Below are 26,866 nucleotides of genomic sequence, written 5' to 3' on the forward strand. Positions count from 1 at the left end.
TGCGGCGCCTGCGCGCGAACTCCTTTTCAGCCTCCCCTGGCGTAACGCCCTCCCCAACCGAATATCGAATTTGCCGAGATTGGATTCCCGTTCTGCCACGTAAGAGACACGGCGCGCGATATTCCTTCCGGCCACGGAAAATAATTCTGGTGACGGGCAGGCAGGGCGACCGCTTTGCGTGCAGTTGCGAATTGATCGCAATAAAGCTAGGGGGCGCGGGTGACGACCAACGCCCTGTCCCTTTTCCGGCTGCTGCTGCGCGAACGTCCGTCGTTGCTGCGCCATTTGCAGGGACTGGTCGGACACGAGGGCGCAGAAGATGTGGCGCAGGCGCTCTGGCTGAAGATCCACGCCGTCCACGATCATCCGCCGATCGCCAACAAGAAGGCGTTCCTTTACCGCATGGCCCGCAATGTCGCGATCGACATGGTGCGCTCGGACAAGCGGCGCAGCAGACACATCACCAGCGGCGATGAACTGCCCGGAGACATCGCGGCGCCCGTGCCCTCTGCGGAAACCGCCATGCTCGACCGCGAGGCGCTGGCTCGGCTGACCGCGGCGCTGGCCGAACTTTCGCCGCGCTGCCAGCAGATCATCAGGATGAACCGGATAGAGGGTGTGTCGATCACGGACATTGCGGCAAGGCTGGGGATCAGCCGCCAGATGGTCGGGCGCTACATCGCGCAGGGCATGGCCCATTGCTGCGAGCGGCTGGACGATGAAAACTGGAAGGGGCGGGTTTCGGAAGTGCTGCCGCAGACGTCGGACGGTGTAGGGATGCGCCGCGAGCAGGATGCTCTGGAACCGGATGATGACGAACGTGCCTGAAACGACGATCACGCCGGAAATGCGGCAGGAAGCCGCCCGCCTTTTCGGTGACCATGTCGCGGGTGTCATGTCCGCAGCCGACGAGGCGCGTCTGGCGCAGTGGCTGGCCGAGGACCCGCGCCATGCCCGCGCCTTCGCCGCCGTGGAGCGGACATGGCGGGCGATCGATGAAACGACGATGCCGCCGGTCCCGGTGCGCGGCACGGCGCCGTGGAGCAGGCGCTTCGCACGCTGGCGCCCGGCCGGGACGCAGCACGGCGTTTCCGCGCCGGTGCACAAGGCATCGGGATGGGCGCGGGGGCTCGTTGCCGCCAGCGTCCTGCTGCTGATCGCCACGCAATCGGCGGACATTGCACTGCGCCTGCGTGCCGATGCCATCACGAACACCGGGGAGCGGCGCAGCTTTGCGCTGCCCGATGGTTCGATTGCCCTGCTCAATACCGACAGTGCCGTCGCCGTGGACTTCGCCGATGGCCGCCACATCCGTCTGCTTCGCGGCGAGGCGGCCTTCACGGTGGCGCCGGATCCGGCGCGCCCCTTCGTGGTCGAAGCAGGCGGGGGTACCGTCACGGCGCTGGGTACGCGCTTCCTCGTCAGGCTGGACGGCGATGAGACCCGCGTGGCCGTGACAGAGCACAGCGTGCGCATCGACCTGAACGCCGTCTCGCGTCTCGTCCGCGAGGGCGAGGAGGCGGGATATGGCCGGGACCGGATCTCGCCCCTCGCGGGCCAGTCGGTCCACGATACCGACGGCTGGACTCGCGGCGTGATCCGCGTGGTGAACCGCCCGCTAGCAGATGTCGTGCGCGAGATTGGCCGCTATCGCAGCGGCTACATCCTCGTGCTGGGGGACGGCCTTTCGCAGCGGCGGGTCAACGGGGTGTTCCGGCTCGACGATCCCGATCGTTCGATCGATGCGATTGGCCGGTCGCTGGGCATCCGCAGCACCCGCATCGGCGGGATGGTGACCATCCTGCACGACTAATCCTGCAGGCCGCGAATTTTTTTGAACGTTCGAGGTTTCCTATCGCGCGCCGCCTTCGTCTTCATTTGTGAATATGCGTCGCAATAGCGATTGTCGGGTGAATGAAGGGGGCAATGACGATGGACAATTCCAAAGCGCGCCGTGCGCGCAAGGGCGAAATGCGGACAATGGTCCAGGCCGTGCTGTTGGCTTCGGCCAGTCTCTCCGGCATCTTTGCCGCGAGCACGCCTGCGGCGGCGCAGTCCGCCCGCAGCTATGACGTTGCCGCGGGCAGCCTCGCCGATGCGCTGAACGATTTCGCGGAGCAGAGCGGGGTCGAACTGGTCTACGACAGCGCGCTCGTGGCAGGCCGCACGAGCGGGGGCATCAAGGGCCGCCACAACCCGGCCGCCGCGCTTTCGCGCCTGCTCGCCGGGAGCGGCCTGACCGCACGGCGGACGAGCGCCAACACCTTCACGGTCGAGCGGGCGCTTCAGGCGGAGGCCGGTGTGGTCCAGCTCGGCACGCTGCGTGTCGAGGGCGCCTCGGGATCGGCTGGTGGGGGAACGGCGACGGTGCTAGCGGCGGCAATGGCAGGGTGGCCGGATGGGATGGCACGGCAGGCACCGTCTATTCCACGCCCGGCTCGGTCAGCGTCATCACCCGCGAGACGCTGGAGGCCTATCCCGGCCAGTCGCCAGCCGACATGCTGCGCGGCGCGACCGGCGTGATCTCCGGAGAGGCGCGCACCAGCGGCGGGCTGGACGTGAACATCCGCGGCCTTCAGGGGCAGGGCCGTGTGCCGGTGACAGTGGACGGCGCGATCAACGGCACCACGGTCTATCGCGGATATCAGGGCACCAGCAATCGCAGTTTCGTGGACCCCGATTTCATCAGCCACGTCGCTATCGAGAAGGGCCTCTCAATGGGCAATCCGATTGCCGGCGGCATCGGTGGGTCGGTCAGCATGACGACTCTTTCCGCCGACGACATCGTTCCCGAAGGCGAGACCGTGGGCCTTCGCATCAAGGCCTCGCTGTCGAACAACAGCACCGAGCCCGGCTCGAACATGACCCGCTCGCTGCTGGCGCCCTCGTCCTACAACGGCGATACGCTGGCGGCCACGCGGGAACGCAACCGGCCAGGTTTCTTCTCGCCCACGGGCGGCGCCGGCAGTCTGGTCTTCGCGCGCAAGGGCGATTTCGTGGACCTGGTGGCGGGCTATTCGTTCCGGCGCACCGGTAACTACCATGCCGGCGCCAACGGCAAGCATGCGCCCGAGGCGACCGGCACGCCTTCTGCGTTCTGCGCCGCAGGGGCAGCTTCCGGCAGCCTCGCCTCGCTCTGCGAGCGTGCGGTGCAGTTCTACGACCGCTACGGCTCGACGCCTTTCGTTGGCGGCGAGGAAGTGCTCAACACCTCTACCGATGCGGAATCGGTGCTGCTCAAGGCCACCTTGCGCCCGGCCGCAGACCATGTGCTCGAACTGGGCTACGGCGGTTACTGGAGCGACTTCGGCGAGAATTATCCCGGTTCCACGGGCTCCGCCTCCGGCACGGTCCTGCAAACCTATCCGCTCTCGCACACCGGCCTCGACCGCGTGACCGCGCGCTATCGCTGGAACCCGGCGACCGACCTGGTGGACCTGAAGCTGAATGGCTGGATATCGAACCTTCGCGAAAGCGCGGCCTCGTTGCTCCAGACCGACCAGACGCGCCGCTTCGTGAACGGGCTTGGCGTGGACATCGGCAACGGTTCACGCGTGTTGACGCCGCTGGGCCTGCTTTCGGCTGACTATGGCGCCTCGTTCCTGCGGGAGCGGACCGGCCCAGTGGATGGCTGGAATAACAACGGTTCGCTCGCACCCGGGCGTGAAGGCACGCGGCGGGAAACGAGCGTGTTCGGGCAGGCTGCGCTGGAGCCCATGACCTGGCTGCGCCTCGATGCGGGCCTGCGCTACCAGAAGTACAAGTTGCAGGACGAACAGTCTGGCACCACTTACCACACCGATATCTTCGATCGCAGCGAGGACGCGGTGAGTTTCTCGCTAGGTGCCACGCTCATGCCGGTGGACGGGCTGCAGCTCTTCGCCAGCTACAAGCAGGCCGCGCGTCTGCCCTCGCTGATGGAGGCGACCACCGGCTTCTTCATGATCGCCAACCCCGACCTGCACAAGGAAGAGGCCCATAACTGGGAAGCGGGCATGAACTACTCGCGCAAGGGCGTTCTTGCGGACGGTGACGAACTGGGCGTCAAGCTGGCATGGTTCGACAACGACATCGACGGCTATATCGCCCGGCGATACATCTCGGCGTTCTTCGCGATGCAGATGTTCAACATCGACCGCGCGCAGTTCCGGGGCGTGGAAGGCAGCCTGAGCTACCGTATCGGCGGCCTCTCGGTGGATGCGGGAGCGACCTATTACGATCATATCGCCTTTTGCAAGGACGCGGCCACGGGCTGCGTGGAAAGCTCGCTCGCCTCGGACTATGCCACAAACTACATCCCGCCCCGGTGGTCCGCCAATCTCGCGGTCAGTCAGAAGTTCCTGGCCGAGCGCGCCATGCTGGGCGGGCGCCTGACTTACACGGGCAAGCGCGCGGTCGGCGCGCAAGTCCCGCAGAGCGGCTACATGCCGCTGATCTCGGCGATCGCGTGGAACCCCTATGTGCTGCTGGACCTGACCGGGCAGTTCAAGGTGACGGACGCGCTCTCGCTCGACTGGAGCCTCGATAACGTCACCGACCGCTATTACACCGAGGCCATGAGCCTGGGCTATATCCCGGCGCGGGGCGGACCTTCCGTATCGGCCTTACCGGAAAGCTCGGCTCGAAAACGGCGCTGTGGCCGGCGAACTGGTTCAGCGGATGGGCCAACGAGGATGCTGCCGACTGGACCGGGCCCTATATCGGCGCCGACTTCGGCTACGGCCTCGGCAAGACCAGCGGCAGCGTGACCGACAGCATGGGCAATGCCGCCGACATCGAGAACGGCAGCCGCATCGACCAGAAGATGCGCAACGTGCTGGGCGGGCTCCACGCCGGTTACAACTACCAGTTGCCCGGCAACCTCGTGCTGGGCGTGGAGGCTGACATTTCGGCGGGCAACCTCGGCAGTTGGTCGGGCGTGCCGGTTTCGGAGGAAAGCACCGCGACCCAGTGGTTGCGCAACAACCACCAGCTTGAATCGGACACGCGCTACAACTGGGATCGCATGATCACCCTGCGCGGCAAGCTGGGCTATTCGCTCGGCCGCACGCTGATCTACGGCACCGGCGGCATCGGCTGGCTGCGCGAAACGCAGACCCGCAACCAGTATCGTTCCGTCGACGCGCAGAATCGCGGCATCGGCAGCGCGCTGGAGCATCTCTTCGCCGAAGAGGATCGCAAGAACCGGCAAGGGTTCGTGCTGGGCGGCGGGGTGGAGCGGGCGATCGGCGATCATTGGTCGGTCCGCGCGGAATACAGTTACGCCCGCTTCGAGCGGAAGACCTTCAGCTTCGCAAAGGCCCGCGAAGGCGTGAGCATCGCCTATAGCGACTTCGACGTCACCTGGCACGACGACGGGACCGTATCCTGGGAATATGTCAACGGCCCGGGCAGCTCGAACATCGCCAACGGCCGCAAGGTGCGCTCGGACGCGGACCTTCACAATATCCGCCTCGGCGTCAGCTACCGCTTCTGATCGAAGGACATGCCCATGACCACCAGAACCCTTGAAGATACCCGCGCCGCCCGCTCAAAGGCGCAACCCATGCCACGCATGACAGGCTGGATCGTTCGATCATGGAAGCGGCCTTTTTCGCCAGCCTCGACGGTTATATTCGCTTCGCGACGATGCAGCATGGCTTTCACCGCGATATCGATGCGCTTTACGATGTCCCCCGCCTGCGAGTGCTGCTGCCGGGGCTGGACGGGCGGCGGCGGCTGGCGCTGATCGCGGCGGACCTGCATGACCTGAAGGTTCCGCTCCCCCGGGCAGAGGCGCCGCCGGTCTTCCTGCCGGATGCAGAGCCGGACGTGCCCACCGCGCTGGGCTGGCTCTATGTTGCCGAGGGTTCGAACATGGGGGCGGCGCTGCTGCGCAAGGAGGCGGCAAGGCTGGGGATGTCGGATACGCACGGGGCACGCCATCTTGCGCCTGCACCGGAGGGGCCCGCCGCACATTGGCGCGCCTTCACGGCCGCGCTGAATGCCGTTGAACTCTCCGAAGGGGAAGAGGCGCGCACCATTGCCGGAGCCAATGCCGCCTTCGCGCGGGTGCAGGCCCTTGCCGATGCCAGCTTCGCCTGAGATACGGGACGACTGCGGCCACCGGGAGCCGCGCGGCGAAAGAGCCTGCGCGTTGGCGGAGGAATCTTACTCCACGCCGGGGCGAACGCGCTATGCCGACCTGCCGCCGGACCGGCTGACCCGGTGCATGGGGCTTGGCAGCACGACTTTCCTGATCCTTGCCGTACTGGCGCTCGGTTTCGTGACCTGGCGGATCGTTCCCGCGGCGGCGGAATCCTCCCGGCCGCTGCTGCTCGAATTCAAGCCTCCCGCCGCTCCGCCCGAGCCGGACATGCAAGTGCCGGAAGGTCCGAGGCAGGTGGAGCAGAAAGCGCAGGCACAACCGGAAAGCAGTGAGGCCCCGCCGCCGCTGGAGCCGGAAAGCAATCCGTCGGTCCCCTCATCGCCGGCCCGGCCCCCGGCCGAACCCGCCTCGGTGGCGGAGGCCGTTCCGGAAACCACCGCCCCGCGATCGCTTCCCGCACCGCCTGCCGAACGGGCGGCGAATGACGCGAAGGTGACGTGGGAAGCCCTGCTGCTCTCCCATATGGAAAGATATCGCCGCTATCCGGCGACGGCGCGATCTCGCGGAGAGCAGGGGATCGCCTATGTCCAGTTCACCATGAACCGCGAGGGGCGCGTGCTTTCGGCGAGAATCGGCCGATCGTCCGGTTCGGCTTTGCTGGACGGCGCAGCCCTTGCTACGATCCGCCGGGCTCAGCCCTTGCCTGCGATACCCGCGGACAGGCCCGATCCGCAGAGGCTTACGGTTCCGGTGGAATTCTTCACGCAATAAGGCCGGAAATGGCGGCAGGCGCGGCACCTGAAAGCGCCGCGCCTCTTGGGTCAGGCCGCGAAGCCGCCGTCGATCGTGTAGAGCCCCGCGGTGACGAAACCGGCTTCCTCGCTCGCCAGCCAGGCGACGAGGTTCGCGATTTCGTCCGGCTTGCCGTGGCGGGGCAGCGCCATGAAGCCGTGGAGAGCCTCTGCCATGCCGCCGTCGGCAGGGTTCATCTCGGTATCGACCGGGCCGGGCTGGACGACGTTGACGGTAATGCCGCGCGGGCCGAAATCGCGGGCAAGACCGCGCGCCATGCCCTGGATCGCCGACTTGGTGAGCGCATAGGCCGCGCCTCCGGCAAACGGCATGCGGTCTCCGTTGGTCGAACCGATCACAATGATGCGCCCGCCTTCGGGCATGGAGCGTGCCGCCTCGACCGAGGCGAAGTAGGGCGCACGCACATTCACGTCGATCATGCGGTCGATGGCGTCGGGATCGAGTTCGAGCGGATCGCCGGTGACCAGAAGACCGGCGCTGACGACGAGGATGTCGATCGCGCCCGCCTCGCTGACAGTGGCGATCAGCGCATCGCGGTTGGAAGCGTCGGATCGTACGGCGGTGGAGCCGGTTTCCGCGGCCAGTGCCTCGGCCGCGTCCCGCGATCCGGCGTAAGTGAATGTCACCGATGCGCCTTCCCCGGCCAGGCGTTGGACGATCGAGGCGCCGATGCCGCGGCTGCCGCCGATGACGAGCGCCTTCTTTCCAGTGAAGCGAGCCATTACGAAATTCCTTTCGAGTGCGATGGGATGCCTTGGTTCCGGGGAAGAGCCGCAAGATAAGCGGCTTGGAAATCCATTCCGTCAACACAAGAACGCGCCAGTCTGCTACATCTTCGGCAGGCTGCGCTTGCGCCGGTCGTGCGACACTGCGGTGGCGATGGCGATGTCTCCCACCACGTTGACCATCGTGCGGAACATGTCGAGCAGCCGGTCCACTCCGATGACAAGGCCGATGCCTTCTGCCGGGAGGCCGGTGAGCGCGAGGACGGCGGCGACGGTCGGCAGCGAGCCGGCAGGGACGCCGATCGTGCCCATGCCCGCCAGGGCGGCGACCACCAGTACAAGGCCCTGCCGTCCGAGCGAAAGGTCCATGCCGAAGAACTGGGCAATGAAAAGGACGGTCACGGCCGTGTAGATCGCGGTGCCGCCCTGGTTCGCGATGGTTCCGGTGCCCAGCACCAGCCGGGCGACGCGCGGCGGCAGGCGCAAGTCAAGCTCGGCGGCCCGCAGCGCGCTCGGCAGGGTGGCGTTGGAGGAGGATGTGCAGAAGGCGATGACGGCTGGCTCCTGCACGCCGCGCAGGAACGCCAGCGGCGTCACTTCGCCGCGCATCCAGACGACGGCGAAGAATGTCAGCGCGATCTGCAGCAGGAGCGCCGCCACTACCACCGCAACATAGGCGCTGAGGTACAGCAGCAAGTGCCAGCCGAACACGAGCGTCAGGTCGAACATGAAGCAGGTGACCGCAACGGGCGCGAGCCGCGCCACATGGGCGAGCACGTGCATACCGGCATCGAACACCCGCTCGCTGGTCGCCAGAACGTGGCCGGTCCGCCGCGTGCGCAGGAAGGTCAGGACCATGCCGGCCAGTACCGATGCGATGATGACGATCTTTATGGGCCGCTCGACCGCGGCGTAGGAGAACAGCGTGTCGATCATGCCCGGCGAAGCGGGGGCATGGCTTGCCGCCAGAAGTTGCTGGCCGATCTCGGCAGGCACCACGTCGCCCGGGCGAAAGAGGTTGGCCATGGCCAGCCCGATGAGCGCGGCGGCGACGGACGCGGCCAGCATGTGCGCCAGCGTCGACACCAGCAGTTGCCGCATTCCCGCCATGTTGCGGATTCGCGCTATGCCGCTGACGATCGCGGATACGAGCAGCGGCACGATCAGCAGGAACAGCGCGAAAAGGAACGCCTGCTCCACCGGCCTGACGAACCAGTGCATCAGCAGCGCCGTGGCGGGCGAATCTCCGGCGAACAGCCCGGCCAGCGTGCCGCCGCCCATGCCGAGGAGGAAGCCGCCCAGCAGCCACACCTGCAGATGCGGTTTGAACCGGTTGCGCGGCCGGATGCCGGAAGGCGGGAGGGACGGGTTGGCTGTCTCGATCATCGGGTTGATCGAAGGAGGTTTTGCGGACATCGGTGATCCTGTTGCCGCGCCCGGAAGCGCTTGGCTCATGGCGCTGATGCTGGAGCGAAAACCCTGTCAGCAAGCTGTCGCGAGGGCGAAGTGTTGCGCTTCCTGTTCGATTTCGGTGGCTGCGGATGCCGGCGCGCGCGCGAAGTCTATGCTCGCCAGTACGCCGCGTCCGCCCGCTCCCGGTTCAAGCTGGACATGCGCGCCCATGCGCTCCGCAAGGGCGCGCACGATGGAAAGGCCAAGGCCGCTGCCGGTCGCCCCGTTCTCTGTCGGCGCGCGATAGAAGCGTTCGAACACGCGCTCCCGGTCCTGCCGGGCAATGCCGGGGCCATCGTCCTCCACCTCGACGCGGGCGCGCCCCGCGCGGCGCAGCACGCGCACGGTAACGGTGCCGTCGGGGCGGTTGTAGCGCACGGCGTTGTCCAGCAGGTTGCCGATCATCTCGGCCGCGAGCACGGGATGGCCGGCTGCGCGGAGAGGGCCGTCATCAGCCCCCTCGAAGCCGATGTCGAGACTGGCTGCTCCCGGCTGCGCGCCGGGCCGCGCGAGATCGGCGGCGACGGCGGCAAGATCGAAGCTCGCGTCCTCGGCAATGCCCTGTTCCTCGGTGCGGGCAAGCGCGATGAGCTGCATCAGCAGGCGCTCCAGCGAAAGCACGGCATTGCCGATATCCTGAAGCGCGGTCGCCCCGCGCGGCGAACCGGGGCCGTAGCGTTCCAGCACGTCGAGATGGATGCGGACCACCGCGAGCGGGGTGCGCATCTGGTGCGAGGCATTGGCAGTGAACTGGCGCAGCGAATCCACGGCGCGCTCGGTGCGGGCAAGGAGGGCGTTGAACGAATTCGCCAGCAAACGGGCTTCGCGCGGGGCGTTCTCCTCCAGCCTGAGCCGGAACTGCGGCGGTGGTTCGCGGCGCGCGGTCTCGATCTGCCCGGCAAGTGAGGCGAAGGGCCTGAGCCCCCATGTGATCGCCCAGTAGAACAGCAGCACCGCCGTCATCGCGATCAGCACGCCCGCGCCCAGCACGCGCAGGAAGTAGGTCTGCTGGTAGGCCCAGCGATCGTCCACGAAGTCTGCCACCTGAACCACCACCGCGCGACCGTTGCGGTGGAGGCGGCGGATTTCGGTGGCGATGCGCACGGGCTTGTCGCGCAGGCGGCCGTCACGAAGGTAGGCGGGCTGGATCACGCCGCCGGCATCGCGCGGGTCGACATAGCCGCCGGTGAGCGGGGTATTGCGATACGTGCGCGGGAAGCTGGCGGCGGGCAGGCGTCTGGTCGTGCTGCCGGTGCGGGTATCGTACTGAGGCGGGGGCGCCAGGTCGCGTTCCCCGGCAAGCAGCCGGTCGCCGTCCCAGATGCTGTAGTGAGTGACGGGGGCGGAGCGGCGTTGCAGCAGATGGACCGCAAGCGGCAGCAACCGATCGCGCAAGGTATCGTCTGCATCGGTGGCCTGGCTGAGGACTCTTACCGAACCGACGAGGATGCGATCGGAGGTCATCGCCCCGGAACGCTGGATCATCCAGCAGGTTATGCCGCCGAAGGTCACCGCCAGAGCCAGCAGCGGCACCATGACCGCTGCGGTGAGACGGGATCGCAGAGAGGCCATCAGGCCTCCAACATGTAGCCGAGGCCGCGGATCGTGCGAATGGTCGGGCCGTCCGGCATGAGCTTGCGGCGCAGGCGGCCTACATAGACTTCCAGTGCGTTGGGCGCGACCGCATCGGCGAAGTTGAATACCTCGGAATTGAGCCTCTGCTTGGTGACGACCTTGCCAGGGCGGCCCATCAGGGTTTCCAGGACGGCCAGTTCGCGCCGCCGCAGGTCCACCACGGCGCTCCTGAGTTCGACCACGCGGGTCGAAGGTCGAGGCTGAGGCCGCCGACGCGCAGCACCGGGTCCGCCGTGCCCTGGCTGCGCCGGATCAGCGCGCGAAGGCGCGATTCCAGTTCGCGCGGATGGAACGGCTTGGACAGATAATCGTCCGCGCCCCGGTCCAGCCCGGCGATGCGGTCGCTCACGGCGTCGCGCGCGGTGAGGATGAGGACCGGCGTGGCATTGCCCCTTCGCCGCAGCGACTGGAGCACCTCCAGCCCGTCCAGGTCCGGCAGGCCGAGGTCGAGGATGGTCGCGTTGTAGGTTTCGGCGGCCAGTACATCGAGCGCTTCCTCGCCGCTGCCGACAACGTCGACGACAAATCCCGCCGCACTCATCGAGGCATCCATCCCACGCGCCAGACGCTCGTCGTCTTCCACGATCAATATACGCAACAACTCACTCCCTCGTACGAGTTGCAGCATCCTCTTCCGGTTGGCCGTCTTGTTGTCATGGGCGCCGGCCCTGATCCGGCGCAACTTTCTTCCGTTTGATTCGGCACTCTGTGAACCGAACCTGTCATCAACCTGTCGCGATGGGCAAGATTCTTTTTGCAGCGCAGCATGCAATGACAGCTTCGTGACAGGTGGGTGCCGTCAGCTTCCCTGTGTCGGGAGGGGAAACCTCGACAACGAACCGAATCCAGTCCGTTCCGCGCAGAAGATCGCCCATTACCGGCGACGGCGCGGGCGGGGCGTGGATCGGCTGCAACAGGGGGCAATCATGGCCACTCACTACGGTCGCGCTGCATTTTTCCTATCTGTTTCCGCCTTGGCGCTGCCGGGTGTCGCCAAGGCGCAGGGGGCGGATGCCGCGGCGCCCCAGCAGGCTGCGCCCGAAGGGGTGGGCGATATCGTCGTCACCGCCCTGCGCCGCGCCTCGCGCGTGCAGGACACTCCGATCGCCATCACCGCGCTATCGGAAAAGTCGCTTCAGAACCTCGGCGCCACCGGCATCGCCGACATTGTGCGGCAGGTTCCCGGTCTCAACCTCATCGCGGCGAATCCGGCCGCACGCGCATCTCGATCCGCGGCATCCAGACTGCCGGCGAAAGCACGGTCGGCCTCTACTATGGCGAGACGCCGCTGACCGGACCGTCGGGCACCAGTTCCGATCCTTCGGGCGTAACGCCCAACCTCAACCTCTTCGACGTGGAGCGGGTGGAGGTGCTGCGCGGGCCGCAGGGAACGCTGTACGGGTCGGGTTCGATGGGCGGGACGCTGCGGGTGATCTTCAAGAAGCCCGATCTCGCCAAGTACGAGGGCGCTGCCGAGATGGGAGCCGAAGCGGTAGAGCACGGCGAGTTCGGCTATTCGCTGAAAGGCGCGGTCAACGTACCTATCGTGAACGACGTGCTGGCCGCACGGCTGGTGCTCTATCGCCAGCAGAATCCGGGCTATGTCGACGATCCGACGATCGGCCGCAAGGACCTCAACCGCTCGGTGCTCGAAGGCGGGCGTTTCCAGTTGGGCTTCCAGCCCACCGGCAACCTGAGCATGAACTTCATGACGATCCTGCAAACGCAGAAGTTCGGCGGGACTTCGCAGTGGGCACCCTCGGAGGGCGCGTTCATCTCGGCGCAGAAGGTGGCTTCGCCGGCTTACGACAAGTTGCAGCTCTATGCGCTGGAAACGAAGTGGGAAACGCCTGTGGGCACCCTGGCGCTGAACAATTCGTTCTATCGCTGGGATGTGCGGCAGACCAACGACAATTCGGACAACTATGCCAGCATCGCCGCTTCCAACCGCTACTGCGGCCTGTTCCAGAACACATACGCCGGCTCGCTGCTGCAAGGCACGAGCGCCGGGGCGACGACCAGCTCCGGCACATGCGCGGCCGATGCCGGCGGGCTGACATCGGCGCAGCTACGGCAGGACTATCAGAACTGGGCGGCCGCACAGCAGCCGATCGGCAATTACCAGCCGCGTTTCGTGCGCAACTTCGTGAATGAGCTGCGGCTCAGCTCCAGCGGGAAGGGGCCGTTCAGCTATACCGTCGGCCTGTTCCGGGAGGACCGCAACGACCGCGTCGACACGCTGGTGTTCGCGGGCATCCCCGCCACGGGCGAGCCGCAGCAGCCGGTCGTCGATCTCGGCTCGCGCTATGTGACGGACGAAGTGAAGCAGTCCGCCGTCTATGGCGAAATCAGCTACCGGATCTTCGAGCCGCTGACGGTGACGGCGGGCCTGCGATATTACGACTACAAGAAGACCGTTGGCGGCGAGAACCTGGGCTACAACTACTTCAACGGCCAGGCGCCCAGCGCCTATCGGGAAGTTACTGCCGACGCCAATGGCCTTATCAAGAAATTCAATGTCGACCTGAAGCTCACGCCGGACATCATGTTCTACGCCACCGCTTCGCAGGGCTTCCGCCCCGGCGGTGCGAACCTGACGCCGGGCATCCCGGAATCGGCGCAGACTTACGCGGCGGATTCCCTGTGGAACTATGAGGCGGGCTTCAAGACCCAGTGGTTCGGTCGCAGGCTGACCTTCAATATCGACGGTTACCGGATCGACTGGAACAACCTGCAAACCTCGGTCCAGGCGACGTACGGGAACTTCTCCTATATCGGCAACGTCGGTTCGGCACGCATCGAAGGCGTCGAGGTGGAAGCGAGCGCAACGCCGTTCTCCGGCCTCTACCTCAACGCCGCGTTCCATTATCTCAAGCCGCGCCTGACCTCCGACCAGATCAGCGCCGAGGTGACGGCCGCGGGCCGGAAGGGCGATATCCTGCCGCTGATCCCGCGCACCACGGCCAGCGCCGGCGCCGAATACAGCTTCCCGGCCTTCAACGACTTCACGGGGCTGCTGCGCGCCGACTGGACCTATACCGGCAAGATGACCTCGCAGATCCGGCCTACCAATGCGCTCTACCGGGAGTTCGGGAAATATTCGATGGTGAACCTGCGCGTCGGCGTGCAGAACGACCGGCTGGGCATGTTCCTCTATGTGCGCAACCTGTTCGACAAGATCGGCGTGAACACGATCTCCAGCGCGTCGGGCGTGCCCGACTACTGGGCGACCACCGCACCGCGCACGATGGGCGCGACGATATACAGCAACTTCTAATCCAGGGGACTTGGGATGCGTATCACATTGCTGGCGGCAACTGCCGCGCTCGCGCTGGCCACACCGGGGGCTCACGCGGCCACCGCGGAGGACAAGGCTGCCGCCACGCTGCTCGGCGGGGCGAAATTCGCCAAGGCCAGGGCCTCGCTCGAGGCCGACTACGACAGGATCATCCAGGACATCATTACCCTGACCGAGATCGAAGCTCCGCCGTTCAAGGAGGACGCGCGCGGCGCCGCCTACATGGCGATGCTCAAGGCCGAGGGCCTGACCGACGTGGAGCGTGACGAGGTCGGGAATGTCATGGGTCTGCGCAAGGGGACGGGTGGCGGTCCGCTGATCGTCGTCACCGCGCATCTCGATACCGTGTTCCCCGGCGGCACGAATGTGAAAGTGCGGCGCGAGGGCAATGGTCTTTACGCACCTGGCATCGGCGACGATACTTCCAGCCTGCCGGTCCTGCTCGCCTTCATTCGCGCGATGAAGCATGCCGACTACGCCACCAGGGCCGACATCCTGTTCATGGGCAACGTGGGCGAGGAAGGGCCCGGCGACCTGCGCGGATCGCGCTATCTTTTCCAGAAGGGCAAGTACAAGGACAGGATCAAGTACTTCATCTCGTTCGAGCCGGGCGAACCCGGCCGTATCACCAATGCCGGCACCGGGTCGCGCCGCTACAAGGTGACGTTCAATGGTCCCGGAGGGCATTCGATGGGGGACTTCGGGATCGTCAGCCCAGCCTTCGCGATGGCCAATGCCATGGTCGCGTTCGGCAAGATCAAGGCGCCGGTGGAGCCCAAGACCGTCTACAACGTCGGCATCCTGGAGGGCGGCACTTCGGTCAACTCGATCCCCTTCGCCACCGCCATGACCATCGACATGCGATCCAACGGAAAACCTGAACTGGATGCGGAGGAAAAGCAGTTCCTGGCCCTGTTGCAGCCTGCAGTGGATGCGGAGAATGCCGCGCGCTCGGTTGCGAAGGGCAAGATATCCTATGACGCCAAGCTGATCGGGGACCGCCCGGTCGGTACCACCGCGCAGGACGCCCGGATCGTGAAGATCGCCGCTGCCGTCGCCCGGGGTGCGGGGGTGGAGCCGCGATACGGCGCCGGGTCAACGGACAGCAACATCCCGATGAGCATGGGGATCGAGGCGGTGACGCTCGGTTCCGGGTTCGAGACTTTCCGCGCCCACTCGCTGGAGGAGGGCATGAAGATGAACCCGCCCGAGGACCTGAAGAACATGGCGGTCGGTCTGGCAACGGTCCTGGCCCTCGCCGAAGCACGCTGACCCATCCTGACGGGGCGGGCCTTTTCCAGCGGCCCGCCGGCTTTTTCCCTCGTTCGCGCAGATTTCGAAACCCGCTCGGGCCACGCTTCTCGAAGCGCCGCCGTCCCTTGCCTGCTCACCGATCCGGAGTAACGCCATGTCCCGTCGCAACCTGTTGCTTGCCGCCACGTGTCTTTCGCTCCCGCTCGTGCTTTCGGGGCCGGTTCTGGCTCAGGATGCGCCGCCGACGAGTGCTGCCGTCACCGCGCCCGAGAAAGTCGTGGGCGGAACGGTGGGCGCCGACTACTTCCTGGCCGACTACACCAGGATTTCAGCCTGGCTCATGCAGGTCGCCCGGGAAAGCGATCGCATCAAGCTTGTATCCATTGGCAAGACTGCCGAGGGGCGCGAGCAGTACATGGCGGTCGTCTCCGCGCCGGACAACATCCGCAACCTCGACAAGTACCGCCGCATCGCGCAGCAGCTGGCGCTGGCCAAGGGCCTTGACGACGAAGCGGCGAAGACGCTTGCCGCAGAGGGCAAGGCGATGGTGTGGATGGACGCCGGGCTCCACGCCAGCGAGATCGTCAACGCGCAGAGCCATGTCCAGATCATCCACGAGATGCTGACGCGCAACGATCCCGAGACGCTGCGCCTGCTGGGCGACGACATCATGCTGTTCGTCTTCGCCAACCCGGACGGGCTGGAACTCGTCGCCGACTGGTACATGGCCGATCCGCACAAGCTGACGACGGACTCGATTCCGGTGCTTTACCAGAAGTACATCGGCCACGATAACAACCGCGACAGCTTCGCCTCGACCCAGCCCGAGACGACCAACATGAACCGCGCCGGCTATCGCGAGTGGTTCCCGCAGATCCTCTACAACCAGCACCAGACAGGGCCGCTGGGCGCGGTGGTGTTCATTCCGCCGTTCCGCGATCCCTACAACTTCAACAACGAGCCGCTGGTCATCAACCAGACCGACGTGGTCGGCCAGATGATGCATGCGCGGTTGGTGGCGAAGGGCATGGGCGGCTCGGCGATGCGTTCCGCCGCGCCATATTCGACCTGGTTCAACGGCGGCATCCGCACCATCGGCTACTTCCACAACCAGATCGGCATTCTGACCGAGATCATCGGCAATCCCACTCCGATGAAGATCCCGCTGGTTCCCGAAAACCAGTTGCCAAGGCAGGACGAGGTTCTGCCGATCGCCCCGCAGGACTGGCACTTCCAGCAATCGCTGGACTACGTGAAGGAGATGGACCGGGCGATACTCGACTATACCTCGCGCTATCGGGAAACGATCCAGTACAACCGCTATGTCATGGGCCGGAACCAGATCGCCAAGGGCAGCACCGACAGATGGGTCGTCACCCCCCGGCGGCTGGATGCGGTACGGGAAGCAGCCAGGACGATGCCGCCGCCGGGGGCGGACGAGATCGGCAGCTACGGTTGGGGCAATGAGAAGGTCGTGCCCGCCAGCCTTTACAAGACCGTGCTCAACGCCCCCGACAAACGCGCGCCGCGCGCCTACATCATACCGGCGGACCGGCAGCAGGACATGCCGACGACGGTGCGTTTCCTCAATGCGCTCATCAAGACCGGGATCGAGGTGCAGCAGGCGCCGTCCGCCTTCACCTTCGAGGGCAGGAGCTATCCTGCGGGCAGCTATGTCGTGCGCAGCGATCAGGCGTTCCGTCCGCACGTGCTCGACATGTTTGAGCCGCAGGACCATCCGCAGGACTTCGCCTATGCCGGCGGCCGCCGATCAAGCCCTATGACATCACCGGCTATACCCTGGCCCTGCAGATGAACGTCGCGTTCGACCGCGTGCTCGATGCGCCGCCGCCCGCGTTCCCGCTCGTGCCGGAAGAGATCGCCGCACCGCCACCGGGCCGGGTGCTGGGCTCGGGCGGGGCGGGCTGGATCGTCGATCACGGGGTGAACAACAGCTTCACGCTCACCAATCGTCTGCTGAAGGCAGGGTTGCCGGTGTTCTGGATGAAGGAGGGCCTGAGCGTGGACGGGCAGACGCTCGCCCCGGGTGCCTTGTGGATTCCCGCATCGGCCGGCGCGAAGGCCATCGTCTCCGCCGCTGTCGCCCCGCTCGGGCTCGATGCCCATGCCGTCGCGGCCAGGCCAGGGGGAGAGGCGGTTGCGATCAGGCCGGTGAAGATCGGGCTCGTCGATATATACGGCGGCTCGATGGCCTCGGGCTGGACGCGCTGGATTTTCGAGCAGTACGAATTCCCTTACGAGCTGGTCTACCCACAGGCGCTCGACAAGGGTGGGCTGAAAGCGAAATACGATGTGCTCGTCTTCCAGAGCGACGTGCTCGGCCGGGAGGAAGGTCCCGTGCGCCCGCAGCCCGATGCCGAAACCATCCCGGCAGCCTATCGCAAGATGCTCGGCACGATCACGCCGGAGAAGACCTTCCCGCAAGTCGCCACTTTCGCAAGGGCGGGCGGCACCGTCATCGCGGTAGGCAATGCCACGCGCATGGGCGAGCAGATCGGCGTTCCCGTCACGAACCTGCTTGCCCCGCGCGGGAGCGACGGCAAGCCGAAGAGGGTGTCCGCCAATACGTTCTACGTCCCGGGATCGATCCTGAGCGCGCAAGTCGACAGCGGCGATCCTCTGGCCTTCGGTGTCGCGCCCACGGTCAACCTCTTCTATAACAACAACCCGGTGTTCCGCGCCGACGGGCCCGCCGTGCGCAAGGTGAGCTGGTTCGACAAGGACGACCCGCTCGTTTCCGGCTGGGCCTGGGGCCAGAAGCTGCTCAACGGCGGGGCGGGCATCGTCGAGGCCGGGCTCGGCAAGGGGCGGGTCTTCCTGATGGGCCCGGAAGTGACCCAGCGAGGCCAGCCTTTCGCAACCTTCAAGTTCCTGTTCAATGGCGTGCTGCTGTCGGGCAGCGATGCTGGGCCGGTTCCGGGGAACTGACCCCGGCCGCGCAGTTCATGCGGATTTGCGGCTTGCGGGCTTCGCTTGTGCCATCGGTTTGCGCTATGGCGGGCGAGGTTTGGAGAATATGATGAACAGTCCGTCGAAGGCATGGGATGGCGAACAGGTCCGCAAATGGCTGGAGCGCCGGTTCGAGGCTTCGAAGCTGGATCAGGCTGCGGCGGACAGGCGCGGCTACGAGGCGCAGGACGACTATGACAAGGCTGCTGCCGAGGAATGGGTCTGCCGTGCCCTGAAGGGGGCGGATTGCACGAACGAGCAGGCCGCGTTCGCGCAGCGGCTGAAGGAACTGATCGCTCAGGACGAGTACCGGGTCACTGGCATCTACGACGATGCCCGGTTCGAGCGGCATGTTCGCGGGCAACTGCGAAAGGTGGCCAGGATGACCAAGGCAACGAGGGTTTCGAGAAGACCCTGCGCTATCAGTGATCGCTGCCCAGGGGGATGAAAAACCTGCTGCACCGCTCAGGAAAAATTCTATGATATCAACGAGATATAGAAGTACACCGGCACCCGGGACGTGATCCGGGGCACGGCTCCACGCCGACCCCGCGATGGCCCATATTGCCATTCAGGAATCGCCGGTCCTCAGGAAACGGCATGACCATCCGGCAATGGCGGGCCGCGCGGCGCTAGCCGTGCATCAGGGCTTCGAGTTCCTGTGGCGATTCCAGTACCGAGCCTTGGCCGAAGTGGTGCCGCCAAAGCCGGGCTCCCAGCGCGGCGACCGGTCCAGCGAGGATCCGACCGTCAGCCACTTCAGCATCGTGGGATGCAGGCCGGCGTCGAACAACATGAAGCCCGCGGCAAGGCAGCAGGTATCCGCCTGGATGCCGCACACCAGCACGCGCTCGACCCCTTCGTCTTTCAGATGGCGGATCAGTTCCGGCGGCGGCGAGTAGCCGTGCTTTACGAATAGTCTGCCGGTTTCGACCAGCGATTGATCATCGGGCGCCGGTTTCCATCCCAACTGCTTCCAGAACGGCGTGACGGTTTCGTCATGCCGCTCGACCGTCGCCACGGAGCGCATGGTGCGCGCGAGTTGCGCTGCGCCTTCGACCAGCCATTGGGGCGGGTTGAAGCTTGGCTGTATGTCGATGACGAGAAGGGCCTGTTCCATGAACCGGACTAACGGGCGCCGCGTAAAAAAGCTACCCTAGTTCCCGTCGGCGTCGACCACGAAGACCATCGGTTTTCCTCGGGATTCCGGCTCCCATCCGGCCATCAGGGCAGCGCGGATTCCCCGTGTGACGATCGCGTCGCTGATCTGGAGACGACCCCGTTGCAGGCCTTTGAGAAGGCGCTTCGGCGGCGGGAATTCCAGCAGTGCGCCGCGCTGGGTGTTCTTCTGTAGCAGGGACACGGTCATGCCCCTCCAGCCGTCGAAATCGCTCCACTGCGGCTCGCGTCGGAGTTCCCAGTCATATTGAAGCCCGTCAACGATGACCGAACCGGCAAGCCTGTTGTTGTGAAGCATTTCGAGGCCTCTAGCATGGTTACGGCCGAACACCATCACGCTAATCGGGCGAAGCGGAACTCGTCCACGCCGCCGAGGTCGTAAGCCTAGAACGCGCGGGTCATTCCGATCCTGATCGTGCGGGGGCGCAGCGGCGTGATCTGGTCTCGTTGCCCGACGCCGAACGGGTTGCCGTAACTGAAGGTGTTGCCGTGCGAATCCGTGACGTTGGCGATCGTCAGCGACAGGCCCAGCCTGTCGTGGTCAAGGCGTGCGGCAAGGTCGCCGGCCAGATAATCGCCCTGGGGAATGTCGAGGTAGGAGCCGACGCCAAGCCGCGAGGGGCCGACGTAGCGGAACGCCGCTTCCAGCCTCAGCCCGGTCCGCGATCCCCAGGTCGTTTCCCATGAGGCCGAGATAGATTTTTCCGTGAGGATGAAGCTCTCCGGCGGTGTCTCTGGGGTGAAGGTGCATGAGCACGTCAGCGATAGTCCGAGGCCTTGCTCCCCGCTCCACCACCGAGCCTTCCGGGTCGCAGCGGACCAAGGTCCGCCCGGAAGGTCTGGACGGTTCGCAACGGAGAGGGCCGTGCTCGCGCGGCCCGCTCGTGCACCTTCACCCCGGCGCTTCGATTTTCAGGACTATGCGATGAAACGATTCAAGATCCTTTCGTGCGCCGCCATGCTCGGACTGGGTTTCGCAGCGCCCGGCGCGCAGGCGCAGGGCTGGAACCCGCAAGACGATGCCCGGCACGGCCGCACGGAGAACCTCGATCGCGGTTGGCACGGCGATCGCCGCGACTGGGAGCCGTCCAGGGCCTATGCCCCGGGAAAGAACGGGGAGCGCCGCCTCTCGCGCCGCGATACCGTGTTCAGGGGGCGTGACGGCCGCGCCTACTGCCGCCGCAGCGACGGCACGACGGGACTGGTCGTGGGCGCCGTGGGCGGCGCGATCCTTGCGAAGCTGGCCGGCGGCCGGACGCTTGAATCGCTGGCCGCTGCGGGCGGCGGTGCATTGCTGGGCAGGGAGCTGGACCGCGGCAATGTGACTTGCCGCTAGGAAAGCCAGTCACATGCCGAGTTCGCTAAGGCTCATGTGTTCATCCGGCCGCCTGCCGAGCGGCCAGCGGAACCGGCGGTCGGCTTCGGAGATCGGAGCGTCGTTGATGCAGGCGAAGCGCTTTTGCATCAGCCCGCCTTCGTCGAACTCCCAATTCTCGTTGCCGTAGGACCGGAACCAGTTGCCGCTGTCGTCATGCCATTCATAGGCGAAGCGCACGGCGATGCGATTATCGTGAAAGGCCCATAGTTCCTTGATGAGCCGATAGTCGAGCTCACGCTGCCACTTGCGGGCCAGGAACGCGACGATGGCCGCGCGGCCGTTCACGAATTCGGCGCGATTGCGCCACACACTGTCGGGCGTATAAGCCAGCGCGACCTTGCCGGGGTCACGGCTGTTCCAGCCGTCTTCGGCAAGGCGTACCTTTTCTGTCGCGGTTTCGAGCGTGAAAGGCGGCAGCGGCGGGCGGTGTTGTGCGAGGGTATCGTCCATCATGCTTCTCCTTGCTCCTCCAGCCTGCCGCGCAGGGCGGCATTCTCCGCTTCCAGCTCGGCCATGCGCTCATGCAGCGGCCTCAGCGCCTGTTCGATTTCCTGTTCGGTAAAGCGCGGGGTGATGTGCTGCGGGCAATTCCAGTCGAACGCTTCCAGCCGCAGCCGGAAAATCCGTTCCGGCCGCGCCTTGTAGCCGGGGTCCAGCACGAGATCGGTCAGCGCCGCATCCGCGTCAAGCGACAGCTTTTCGACGTGCGCGTAGATCTTGAGTCTCATGCGCCTGGGGTAGTCCATCAGGATCAGGCAGGCCCGGTCGTTCGCCGCGAGATTGCCCGTGCTGATATACTGGCGGTTGCCGCGATAGTCGGCGAATGCCAGCGTCCGTTCATCCACCATCTTGAGGAACCCGGCGGGGCCGCCGCGATGCTGGACATAGGGCCAGCCGTCCTCCGACACCGACCCCATGTAGAAGCTGTCGCGCGCGGCGATGAAGGCGGCCTCGTTCCTGGTGAAGCGGTCGAATTCGCGGTCGCCCTCGAAGTGGGCCCACTGCCGGTCGGCGCCCATTTCCGCCTGGGCCGCGCGGACGCTGGGCGTCATGGCGATATCCAGAAATCCGTAAGACATGATGTGTCTCCGATGTGAGGGCGGTCAGCGGGGCGCAACCTTGCGGTCGAGGAAGTTGCGGATGAGCGGGGCCATCTCGTCCAGCTTGTCCTCAAGGGCGAAATGCCCGGTGTCGAAAAGGTGGAGTTCCGCCTCGGGCAGATCGCGCAAGTAGGGATGGGCGCCCGGCTCGGGGAAGATCGTGTCGTTCTTGCCCCAGACGATCAGCGTCGGCGGCTTGCGCTCGCGGAAGAACTGCTGGAACTGCGGATAGAGCGGCACATTGGTGCGATAGTCGTAGAACAGGTCGAGCTGGATATCCTTGTTGCCCGGGCGGTCGAGCAGGGCCTGGTCGTGCACCCAGTTGTCCGGGCTGATGCGCGACAGGTCGCTGACGCCGTCGGTGTACTGGAATATGGTCGCTTTCTGCGTCACCAGCCAGGCCTGCGCTGCGCGGTCCTTGGCCGATCCGCTCTTCCAATAGGCCTTGATCGGGTCCCAGAAGGCGCCGAGCCCTTCGTCATAGGCATTGCCGTTCTGGATGATCAGCCCGCTGACCCGCTCGGGATGCTTGATCGCCAGCCGGTAGCCGACCGGCGCGCCATAATCCATGACGTACATGGCATAGCGCTGCGCACCGAGCTGCCCCATCAGCGCATCCACCATCTCGGCGTAATGGCCGAAGCTGTAGGTGAACTGCTCGTGATCGGGCGCATCGCTCTGTCCGAAGCCGGGATAGTCAGGCGCGATCACATGGTAGCGATCGGCGAGCAGCGGGATGAGGTTGCGGAACATGTGCGAGCTGGTGGGGAAACCGTGCAGCAACAGCACGACCGGTCCATCGGCTGGACCGGCTTCCCGGTAGGCCATCTTCACCCCGTCGATGGTCGCCGAGCGGTAGTGGACGGTTGCCGGCGCGATGCTCGTCGCCGCGATATCCTGCGTGGGGGCAGCCATCGCGCTCGCCGGCGCGGCGATACCGGCAGTCGCCAGCATCAGGGAAAGGATCAGTCGCTTGGTCATGTCTTCCACCTTGTTCAGTGCCGCTGCGCGATCTGCGTCAGCCTCTGGTGAAAGATGTAATTGCTGCGATCACCCGCGTTAATTCGCTGGATTTGGAAGTCATTATTTCATGATTCGGAACAATCGGATCAGAGAAGAAGGCTGTTGCTGCGCAGTCTCTCGACTGCGAGATCGACGAAGGCCCGTACCTTGGCGGTAGCGTGTCGCCCTGCGGCATGAACGACGTGAACGGGGATCGGGCTTTCCAGATGGTCTTCGAGTACCGGTTGCAAACGGCCTGCCGCCAGTGCCGGAGCGACCTGGTAGGACAGCACGCGGGTAATTCCCCATCCCTGTTCTGCCGCCGTAATGGCGGCTTCGTTAGTGTTGCAGAGCAGGCGCGGGTGGACGGTGACGCTGGTGCGGCTATCCGCACCGAAGTGCCATTCGGGGGATACCCAGGCACCGGTCGGCATGATGACCCGGTGATGCGCAAGATCGGCCGGGGAGCGGGGGACGCCATGCCTTTCGAAATAGGACGGGGCTCCGCAAATCGTCCGGCGGACCCAACCGACCCGCGTGGCGCTCAGGCCCGAGTCCGGAAGGTTGCCGATCCTGATCGCGACATCGATGCCTTCCTCCACGATGTTCACCGGGCGGTCTACGAACAGGGTCTGCCCGGTCACGCTTGGAAAGCGGTCGAGATATTCGAGCAGGATGGGCAGCACGTGCATCCGCCCGAACATGACCGGCCCGGTGACGATGAGCGCGCCCGTGGGATTGCCGTGCGAACCGGCGGCGGAGGCTTCGGCATCGGCAATGTCGGCAAGGATGCGGCGGCAGTCTTCGAAGTATCGCCGTCCTGCCTCGGTCATCTTTACCGAGCGTGTCGTCCGCGCGAGCAGCCTGACCCCGATCTGGTCTTCCAGGCTGGATATCGCCCGCGTGACCGCGGGTGGGCTGATGCGCAACTGCCGGGCGGCCTCCGCAAAGCTTTCTGCTTCCGCCACCCTGACGAAGATCTTCATGGCCTGCCAGCGGTCCAACCCATCCCCCCTTTGGAAAAGAGCAGGACGTTGCGCGGAAATGGCCTTTACGGTCAATGCCGCGTGCAAGACTGGATAGGTGCGCCCCCCGGATATGCATGTCCGGTCGGCAACCTCTCCGTTGTCTAATACTACTGGCGGATGATAAGGGGTAATTTCCAATTAGGACAAAATGCGCCTAGATGGGCTTTTGAGCGGGAGCGATTTGGATGGCAGGCGGTCGTAGAAGCTTGGGCGCGGTAATCGCCGACTTGCGCACGCGGAATGGCTGGACTCTCAAGGAAATGAGCGAGCTTTGCGGCATTCCCGTTTCCACCCTGTCCAAGGTGGAGCACGACCGCCTCTCGCTGACTTACGACAAGCTCCAGCAATTGGGCGAGCGGCTGAACATCAGCATCGCCGACCTCTTCGCCGAGGGAGAAGGCGCGCCGGCAACGATCATGGGGCGTCGCAGCGTGGGAACGCTGGACCGGGCCGTGCGGGTCGATACGCCCAACTACGAATACTACTACCTCTGCACCGAACTGCGCCAGAAACGGATGGTGCCGGTGATCTCCCGCATCCATGCGCAGTCTCTTGGCGAATTCGGCCAATTGCTGCGGCATTCGGGCGAGGAGTTCATCTTCGTCGTCGATGGTGCGATCACTGTCCACACCGAGTTCTACGAGCCGCTGGAACTGAAGGCGGGAGAATCGATCTACATCGATTCCGGCATGGGTCACGCCTATGTCTGCGCGCCGGGGCACAAGGAGACGACGATCGTCAGTGTCATGTCCAGCGCCGAGGAGGACTTGTCCAGCCTGATCCACGAGGCGCAGCGCAAAACGGCTTCCGGCGATGAAACGGCGCAGAAAAAGCGGGCCTCGCGCAAGGAATGAGGCGCCGGCCTGAACCGTAAACTCATGAGCGGCGCTATTCTGGGCGTCGCTTCGGCACTTACAAAAATGGCCTAAGTTGCGACGATTGGCCTTGAAATATAGGCATATTCCAGCGCCCTCAGTTCATGCGCCAAGCTATTTGCCGCAAGCCTCGATTATGCCGGCCGTATCTCCGGGGAACAGCAGACAGGCCGGGGGATGACGAGGGGGCGCCTGTCGATGTCCTGGGTCTATTCGGGACATCTCTCATGCATCCGTCGGGCCTCCCGTGCGGTGTTCCTCTGCGACGCGGCGAACGGCCGGGTCGAGCAGGCGAAGCAGCACTGCGGCGATCACGGCGATCACGGCGAGCAGGGCAAAGTAGGTGCCATGGCCCATGCGGCTCCACAGCGTTCCCACCAGACCTGCGCCAAGGCTGCCGGCGAAGATCGCGAGGTACCAAGCCGCCACGGTGGTCGCCCCGAGGCGCGGCGGGGCGAGGCGCGCGAACAGGCCGAGGCCGGTCGGCAGGATGAACAGTTCGCCCGCCGTGAACAGCGCGAAGAACAGCACCAGCCAAAGCCAGTCCGCCTTCCCGCTGCCCGCCTGCCAGGCAACGGCCGCGAGCAGAGCATAGGCCATGGCGACGATCAACGCGCCCTGCATCATGCGCCGTGCTGGCGCTGTGTCTCGGCCGTGCTCTGCCCGCCGCCGCCACATCGAGAGTAACGGCGGCGTCAGCATCATGACCAGCAGGGGATTTAGCGACTGGAACCATGTCATCGGAATGGTCAGGCTGCCGAGGCGACGGTCGATCCCGCTGTCGGCCCAGAGCGCAACGGTATTGCCTACCTGTTCGTAGGCGCCGCGAAATACGGTCACGCAAAGGCCCACGGCGGCCAGGACCAACCATGTGCGGCGATAGTCGGCCGGCCCGGTTACGGTCTCGCTCTCGTCTGCTCCGGCTTGCGGTGACCGCTCGGGCGGCAGGTGGCGCTGGCCTGCGAGGTAGATGAGCAGGCCCACGAACATACCGATCCCGGCCGCGCCGAAGCCGTAGTGCCAGCCGTAGATCTCGCCCAGCGTGCCGCAGATCAATGGCGCCAGAAAGCCGCCGATATTGATGCCGAGGTAATAGACGTTGTAGGCCCAGCCGCGCCGGGGATCGCCGGGTGCATAGAGGTCGTTGATCTGGCTGGGCAGGCTGGGCAGGAACAGGCCGTTGCCCAGCGCGATCGTTGCCAGCGCCACGTAGAACAGCGGTTCGAACGCCATCATGAAATGCCCGGTCGCCATGATCGTGGCACCCAGCGTGACTGCGCGGCGCTTGCCCAGCCAGCGGTCCGCGATCATCCCGCCCACGATGGGCGTGAAATAGGCGCAGGCCGTATAGGCGCCGTAGACGAACGAGGCCTGCCCCTGGCTCAGCATGAGTTGCCGGGTCATGTAGTAGACCAGCAGTGCGCGCATGCCGAAGTAGGAGAACTGCTCCCACATGTTGGTGAGGAACAGGACGGTCAGCCCCGGTGGCTGGCCGAACCAGTTGCGCGTCGCCGCCGTGGGTGCAGGTTTTGCGTGCATGACCTTACCAGTCGGCGCCGAAGCTTATCAGGTGGTCGCCACGGCCAGCCAGAGAATGGTCAGCGCGGAAAGGAGGAGCAGCACGCTCCACGTTTTCGGGAACCAGCCCCGCTTCCCTTTCCAGACGAGGAGCATGTTCCAGGCGGTGAGGGCAGCGAAACCGAGGAACAGCGGCGCACCGACGATCTGGTTGAACAGGATCAGTGCACCGGGGGTGACGAGTTTGGTCACGCGGGCGATCACGAAGCCCCAGCTTCCGAGCAGAAGCGGAACCAGCCACGCACCGGCTGCGACGGCGCGGCAGGCGATGAGGTCGCGGCCTGCCAGCGTCTGCTTTGCGCCATGGCGCTTGCGGGCGTGGCGCCGATCGGCCAAGCGAGGGCGGTGAGCAGGATGATCGCCAGCGCGGCGCCGGAAAGCGGCAGAAGCCATGCGCTGTCGCGATACCAGGGAACCGGGTCCAGACCATGAACGGCGCGACCGGTTCGTAGAATACGCGCGTGACCTTGCCGTTTTCCCACCCTGCCGTC

The 26,866-nt window shown here is 65.4% G+C and carries 27 protein-coding genes and 2 pseudogenes; 16 read left to right on the forward strand and 13 right to left on the reverse strand.

Going from position 1 to position 26,866, the window contains the following annotated elements; translation table 11 throughout:
- Positions 1-219 precede the first annotated feature (219 nt).
- From ADT71_RS07185 to ADT71_RS07215, 7 genes are all read left to right on the forward strand, one after another.
- Positions 220-828, forward strand: coding sequence for an RNA polymerase sigma factor (locus tag ADT71_RS07185; RefSeq protein ID WP_054435967.1), 609 nt, complete (start codon positions 220-222; stop codon positions 826-828).
- Positions 812-1,813, forward strand: a complete 1,002-nt coding sequence (locus tag ADT71_RS07190; protein WP_165913241.1) for a FecR family protein — start codon at positions 812-814, stop codon at positions 1,811-1,813. The genes ADT71_RS07185 and ADT71_RS07190 overlap by 17 nt, the downstream gene beginning before the upstream one ends.
- A gap of 119 nt (positions 1,814-1,932) precedes the next feature.
- Entirely contained in the window at positions 1,933-2,523 is a 591-nt protein-coding gene (locus ADT71_RS33140; RefSeq protein WP_231635674.1) for an STN domain-containing protein, read from the forward strand.
- Positions 2,466-4,748, forward strand: a complete 2,283-nt coding sequence (locus ADT71_RS07200) for a TonB-dependent receptor domain-containing protein (RefSeq protein ID WP_231635683.1) — start codon at positions 2,466-2,468, stop codon at positions 4,746-4,748. Before ADT71_RS33140 ends, ADT71_RS07200 begins: the two co-directional genes overlap by 58 nt.
- Positions 4,700-5,476 (forward strand): outer membrane protein, encoded by a 777-nt coding sequence (locus tag ADT71_RS07205; RefSeq protein WP_231635684.1) that lies wholly within the window; start codon positions 4,700-4,702, stop codon positions 5,474-5,476. Before ADT71_RS07200 ends, ADT71_RS07205 begins: the two co-directional genes overlap by 49 nt.
- 101 nt (positions 5,477-5,577) lie before the next feature.
- Positions 5,578-6,084, forward strand: coding sequence for a biliverdin-producing heme oxygenase (locus tag ADT71_RS07210; RefSeq protein WP_231635675.1), 507 nt, complete (start codon positions 5,578-5,580; stop codon positions 6,082-6,084).
- 52 nt (positions 6,085-6,136) lie between these two features.
- On the forward strand, positions 6,137-6,859 hold the full coding sequence (locus ADT71_RS07215) for an energy transducer TonB (protein ID WP_165913243.1): 723 nt from the start codon (positions 6,137-6,139) through the stop codon (positions 6,857-6,859).
- Positions 6,860-6,909: 50 nt separating this feature from the next.
- Here the strand turns inward: ADT71_RS07215 and bdcA are convergent, their stop codons facing one another.
- The 4 genes and pseudogenes from bdcA to ADT71_RS07235 all read right to left on the reverse strand — a co-directional run bounded on the left by bdcA (position 6,910) and on the right by ADT71_RS07235 (position 11,311).
- Entirely contained in the window at positions 6,910-7,623 is a 714-nt protein-coding gene (gene bdcA, locus ADT71_RS07220) for an SDR family oxidoreductase (RefSeq protein ID WP_054435973.1), read from the reverse strand.
- 105 nt (positions 7,624-7,728) lie between these two features.
- Complete coding sequence (locus tag ADT71_RS07225) at positions 7,729-9,042, reverse strand: dicarboxylate/amino acid:cation symporter (protein WP_054435974.1); 1,314 nt, start codon at positions 9,040-9,042, stop codon at positions 7,729-7,731.
- 66 nt (positions 9,043-9,108) lie between these two features.
- Positions 9,109-10,650 (reverse strand): sensor histidine kinase, encoded by a 1,542-nt coding sequence (locus ADT71_RS07230; RefSeq protein ID WP_082370207.1) that lies wholly within the window; start codon positions 10,648-10,650, stop codon positions 9,109-9,111.
- Positions 10,650-11,311 (reverse strand): annotated as a pseudogene (locus ADT71_RS07235) (response regulator). The gene ADT71_RS07230 and the pseudogene ADT71_RS07235 overlap by 1 nt, the downstream one beginning before the upstream one ends.
- Positions 11,312-11,639: 328 nt before the next feature.
- Here ADT71_RS07235 and ADT71_RS33145 point away from each other — a divergent pair.
- The 7 genes and pseudogenes from ADT71_RS33145 to ADT71_RS07260 all read left to right on the forward strand — a co-directional run bounded on the left by ADT71_RS33145 (position 11,640) and on the right by ADT71_RS07260 (position 18,683).
- Positions 11,640-12,005 (forward strand): hypothetical protein, encoded by a 366-nt coding sequence (locus ADT71_RS33145; RefSeq protein WP_231635676.1) that lies wholly within the window; start codon positions 11,640-11,642, stop codon positions 12,003-12,005.
- Positions 11,951-12,076: pseudogene (locus tag ADT71_RS35515) on the forward strand (TonB-dependent receptor plug); the annotation flags it as partial. The gene ADT71_RS33145 and the pseudogene ADT71_RS35515, both read left to right, overlap by 55 nt.
- A gap of 6 nt (positions 12,077-12,082) precedes the next feature.
- The gene (locus ADT71_RS07245) at positions 12,083-13,990 is read left to right on the forward strand and encodes a TonB-dependent receptor (protein ID WP_231635677.1); all 1,908 of its coding nucleotides are present in this window, start codon (positions 12,083-12,085) and stop codon (positions 13,988-13,990) included.
- Between the two features lie 15 nt (positions 13,991-14,005).
- Positions 14,006-15,283 (forward strand): M20/M25/M40 family metallo-hydrolase, encoded by a 1,278-nt coding sequence (locus tag ADT71_RS07250; RefSeq protein ID WP_132469203.1) that lies wholly within the window; start codon positions 14,006-14,008, stop codon positions 15,281-15,283.
- Positions 15,284-15,419: 136 nt separating this feature from the next.
- The gene (locus ADT71_RS33150) at positions 15,420-17,081 is read left to right on the forward strand and encodes a M14 metallopeptidase family protein (protein ID WP_231635678.1); all 1,662 of its coding nucleotides are present in this window, start codon (positions 15,420-15,422) and stop codon (positions 17,079-17,081) included.
- A complete protein-coding gene (locus ADT71_RS33155; protein ID WP_231635679.1) occupies positions 17,078-18,214 on the forward strand; it encodes a hypothetical protein in 1,137 nt (378 codons plus the stop codon). Before ADT71_RS33150 ends, ADT71_RS33155 begins: the two co-directional genes overlap by 4 nt.
- A gap of 91 nt (positions 18,215-18,305) precedes the next feature.
- Positions 18,306-18,683: a hypothetical protein gene (locus ADT71_RS07260; RefSeq protein WP_369818196.1), complete on the forward strand. Its 378-nt coding sequence runs from the start codon at positions 18,306-18,308 to the stop codon at positions 18,681-18,683.
- Between the two features lie 195 nt (positions 18,684-18,878).
- Here the strand turns inward: ADT71_RS07260 and ADT71_RS07265 are convergent, their stop codons facing one another.
- Both ADT71_RS07265 and ADT71_RS07270 read right to left on the reverse strand, forming a co-directional pair.
- On the reverse strand, positions 18,879-19,355 hold the full coding sequence (locus ADT71_RS07265; RefSeq protein ID WP_197282935.1) for a cysteine hydrolase family protein: 477 nt from the start codon (positions 19,353-19,355) through the stop codon (positions 18,879-18,881).
- A 36-nt stretch (positions 19,356-19,391) separates the two neighbouring features.
- On the reverse strand, positions 19,392-19,712 hold the full coding sequence (locus ADT71_RS07270) for a hypothetical protein (protein WP_054435988.1): 321 nt from the start codon (positions 19,710-19,712) through the stop codon (positions 19,392-19,394).
- 627 nt (positions 19,713-20,339) lie between these two features.
- On the opposite strand from ADT71_RS07270, the gene ADT71_RS07275 reads away from it, so the two are divergent.
- Entirely contained in the window at positions 20,340-20,750 is a 411-nt protein-coding gene (locus ADT71_RS07275; RefSeq protein WP_054435977.1) for a hypothetical protein, read from the forward strand.
- Between the two features lie 9 nt (positions 20,751-20,759).
- On the opposite strand, the gene ADT71_RS07280 is transcribed toward ADT71_RS07275, so the two are convergent.
- The 4 genes from ADT71_RS07280 to ADT71_RS07295 all read right to left on the reverse strand — a co-directional run bounded on the left by ADT71_RS07280 (position 20,760) and on the right by ADT71_RS07295 (position 23,898).
- Entirely contained in the window at positions 20,760-21,242 is a 483-nt protein-coding gene (locus tag ADT71_RS07280) for a nuclear transport factor 2 family protein (protein ID WP_054435978.1), read from the reverse strand.
- Positions 21,242-21,871 carry a pyridoxamine 5'-phosphate oxidase family protein gene (locus ADT71_RS07285; protein ID WP_054435979.1) on the reverse strand — a complete coding sequence of 210 codons (630 nt, stop codon included), beginning with the start codon at positions 21,869-21,871 and terminating at the stop codon, positions 21,242-21,244. Before ADT71_RS07285 ends, ADT71_RS07280 begins: the two co-directional genes overlap by 1 nt.
- A gap of 24 nt (positions 21,872-21,895) precedes the next feature.
- Positions 21,896-22,873, reverse strand: coding sequence for an alpha/beta fold hydrolase (locus tag ADT71_RS07290; protein ID WP_054435989.1), 978 nt, complete (start codon positions 22,871-22,873; stop codon positions 21,896-21,898).
- Positions 22,874-23,001: 128 nt separating this feature from the next.
- The gene (locus ADT71_RS07295; protein ID WP_054435980.1) at positions 23,002-23,898 is read right to left on the reverse strand and encodes a LysR family transcriptional regulator; all 897 of its coding nucleotides are present in this window, start codon (positions 23,896-23,898) and stop codon (positions 23,002-23,004) included.
- Between the two features lie 209 nt (positions 23,899-24,107).
- On the opposite strand from ADT71_RS07295, the gene ADT71_RS07300 reads away from it, so the two are divergent.
- Positions 24,108-24,776: a helix-turn-helix domain-containing protein gene (locus ADT71_RS07300; protein ID WP_054435981.1), complete on the forward strand. Its 669-nt coding sequence runs from the start codon at positions 24,108-24,110 to the stop codon at positions 24,774-24,776.
- Between the two features lie 246 nt (positions 24,777-25,022).
- Here ADT71_RS07300 and ADT71_RS07305 read toward each other — a convergent pair whose 3' ends face one another.
- From ADT71_RS07305 to ADT71_RS33165, 3 genes are all read right to left on the reverse strand, one after another.
- A complete protein-coding gene (locus ADT71_RS07305) occupies positions 25,023-26,336 on the reverse strand; it encodes a peptide MFS transporter (RefSeq protein WP_054435982.1) in 1,314 nt (437 codons plus the stop codon).
- A gap of 27 nt (positions 26,337-26,363) precedes the next feature.
- Positions 26,364-26,567, reverse strand: coding sequence for a hypothetical protein (locus tag ADT71_RS33160; protein WP_231635680.1), 204 nt, complete (start codon positions 26,565-26,567; stop codon positions 26,364-26,366).
- Between the two features lie 8 nt (positions 26,568-26,575).
- Positions 26,576-26,866 (reverse strand): hypothetical protein (locus ADT71_RS33165; protein WP_231635681.1); only part of this gene is annotated, 291 nt, incomplete at its 5' end.

Source organism: Novosphingobium sp. ST904 (assembly GCF_001298105.1).
GTDB lineage: Bacteria > Pseudomonadota > Alphaproteobacteria > Sphingomonadales > Sphingomonadaceae > Novosphingobium.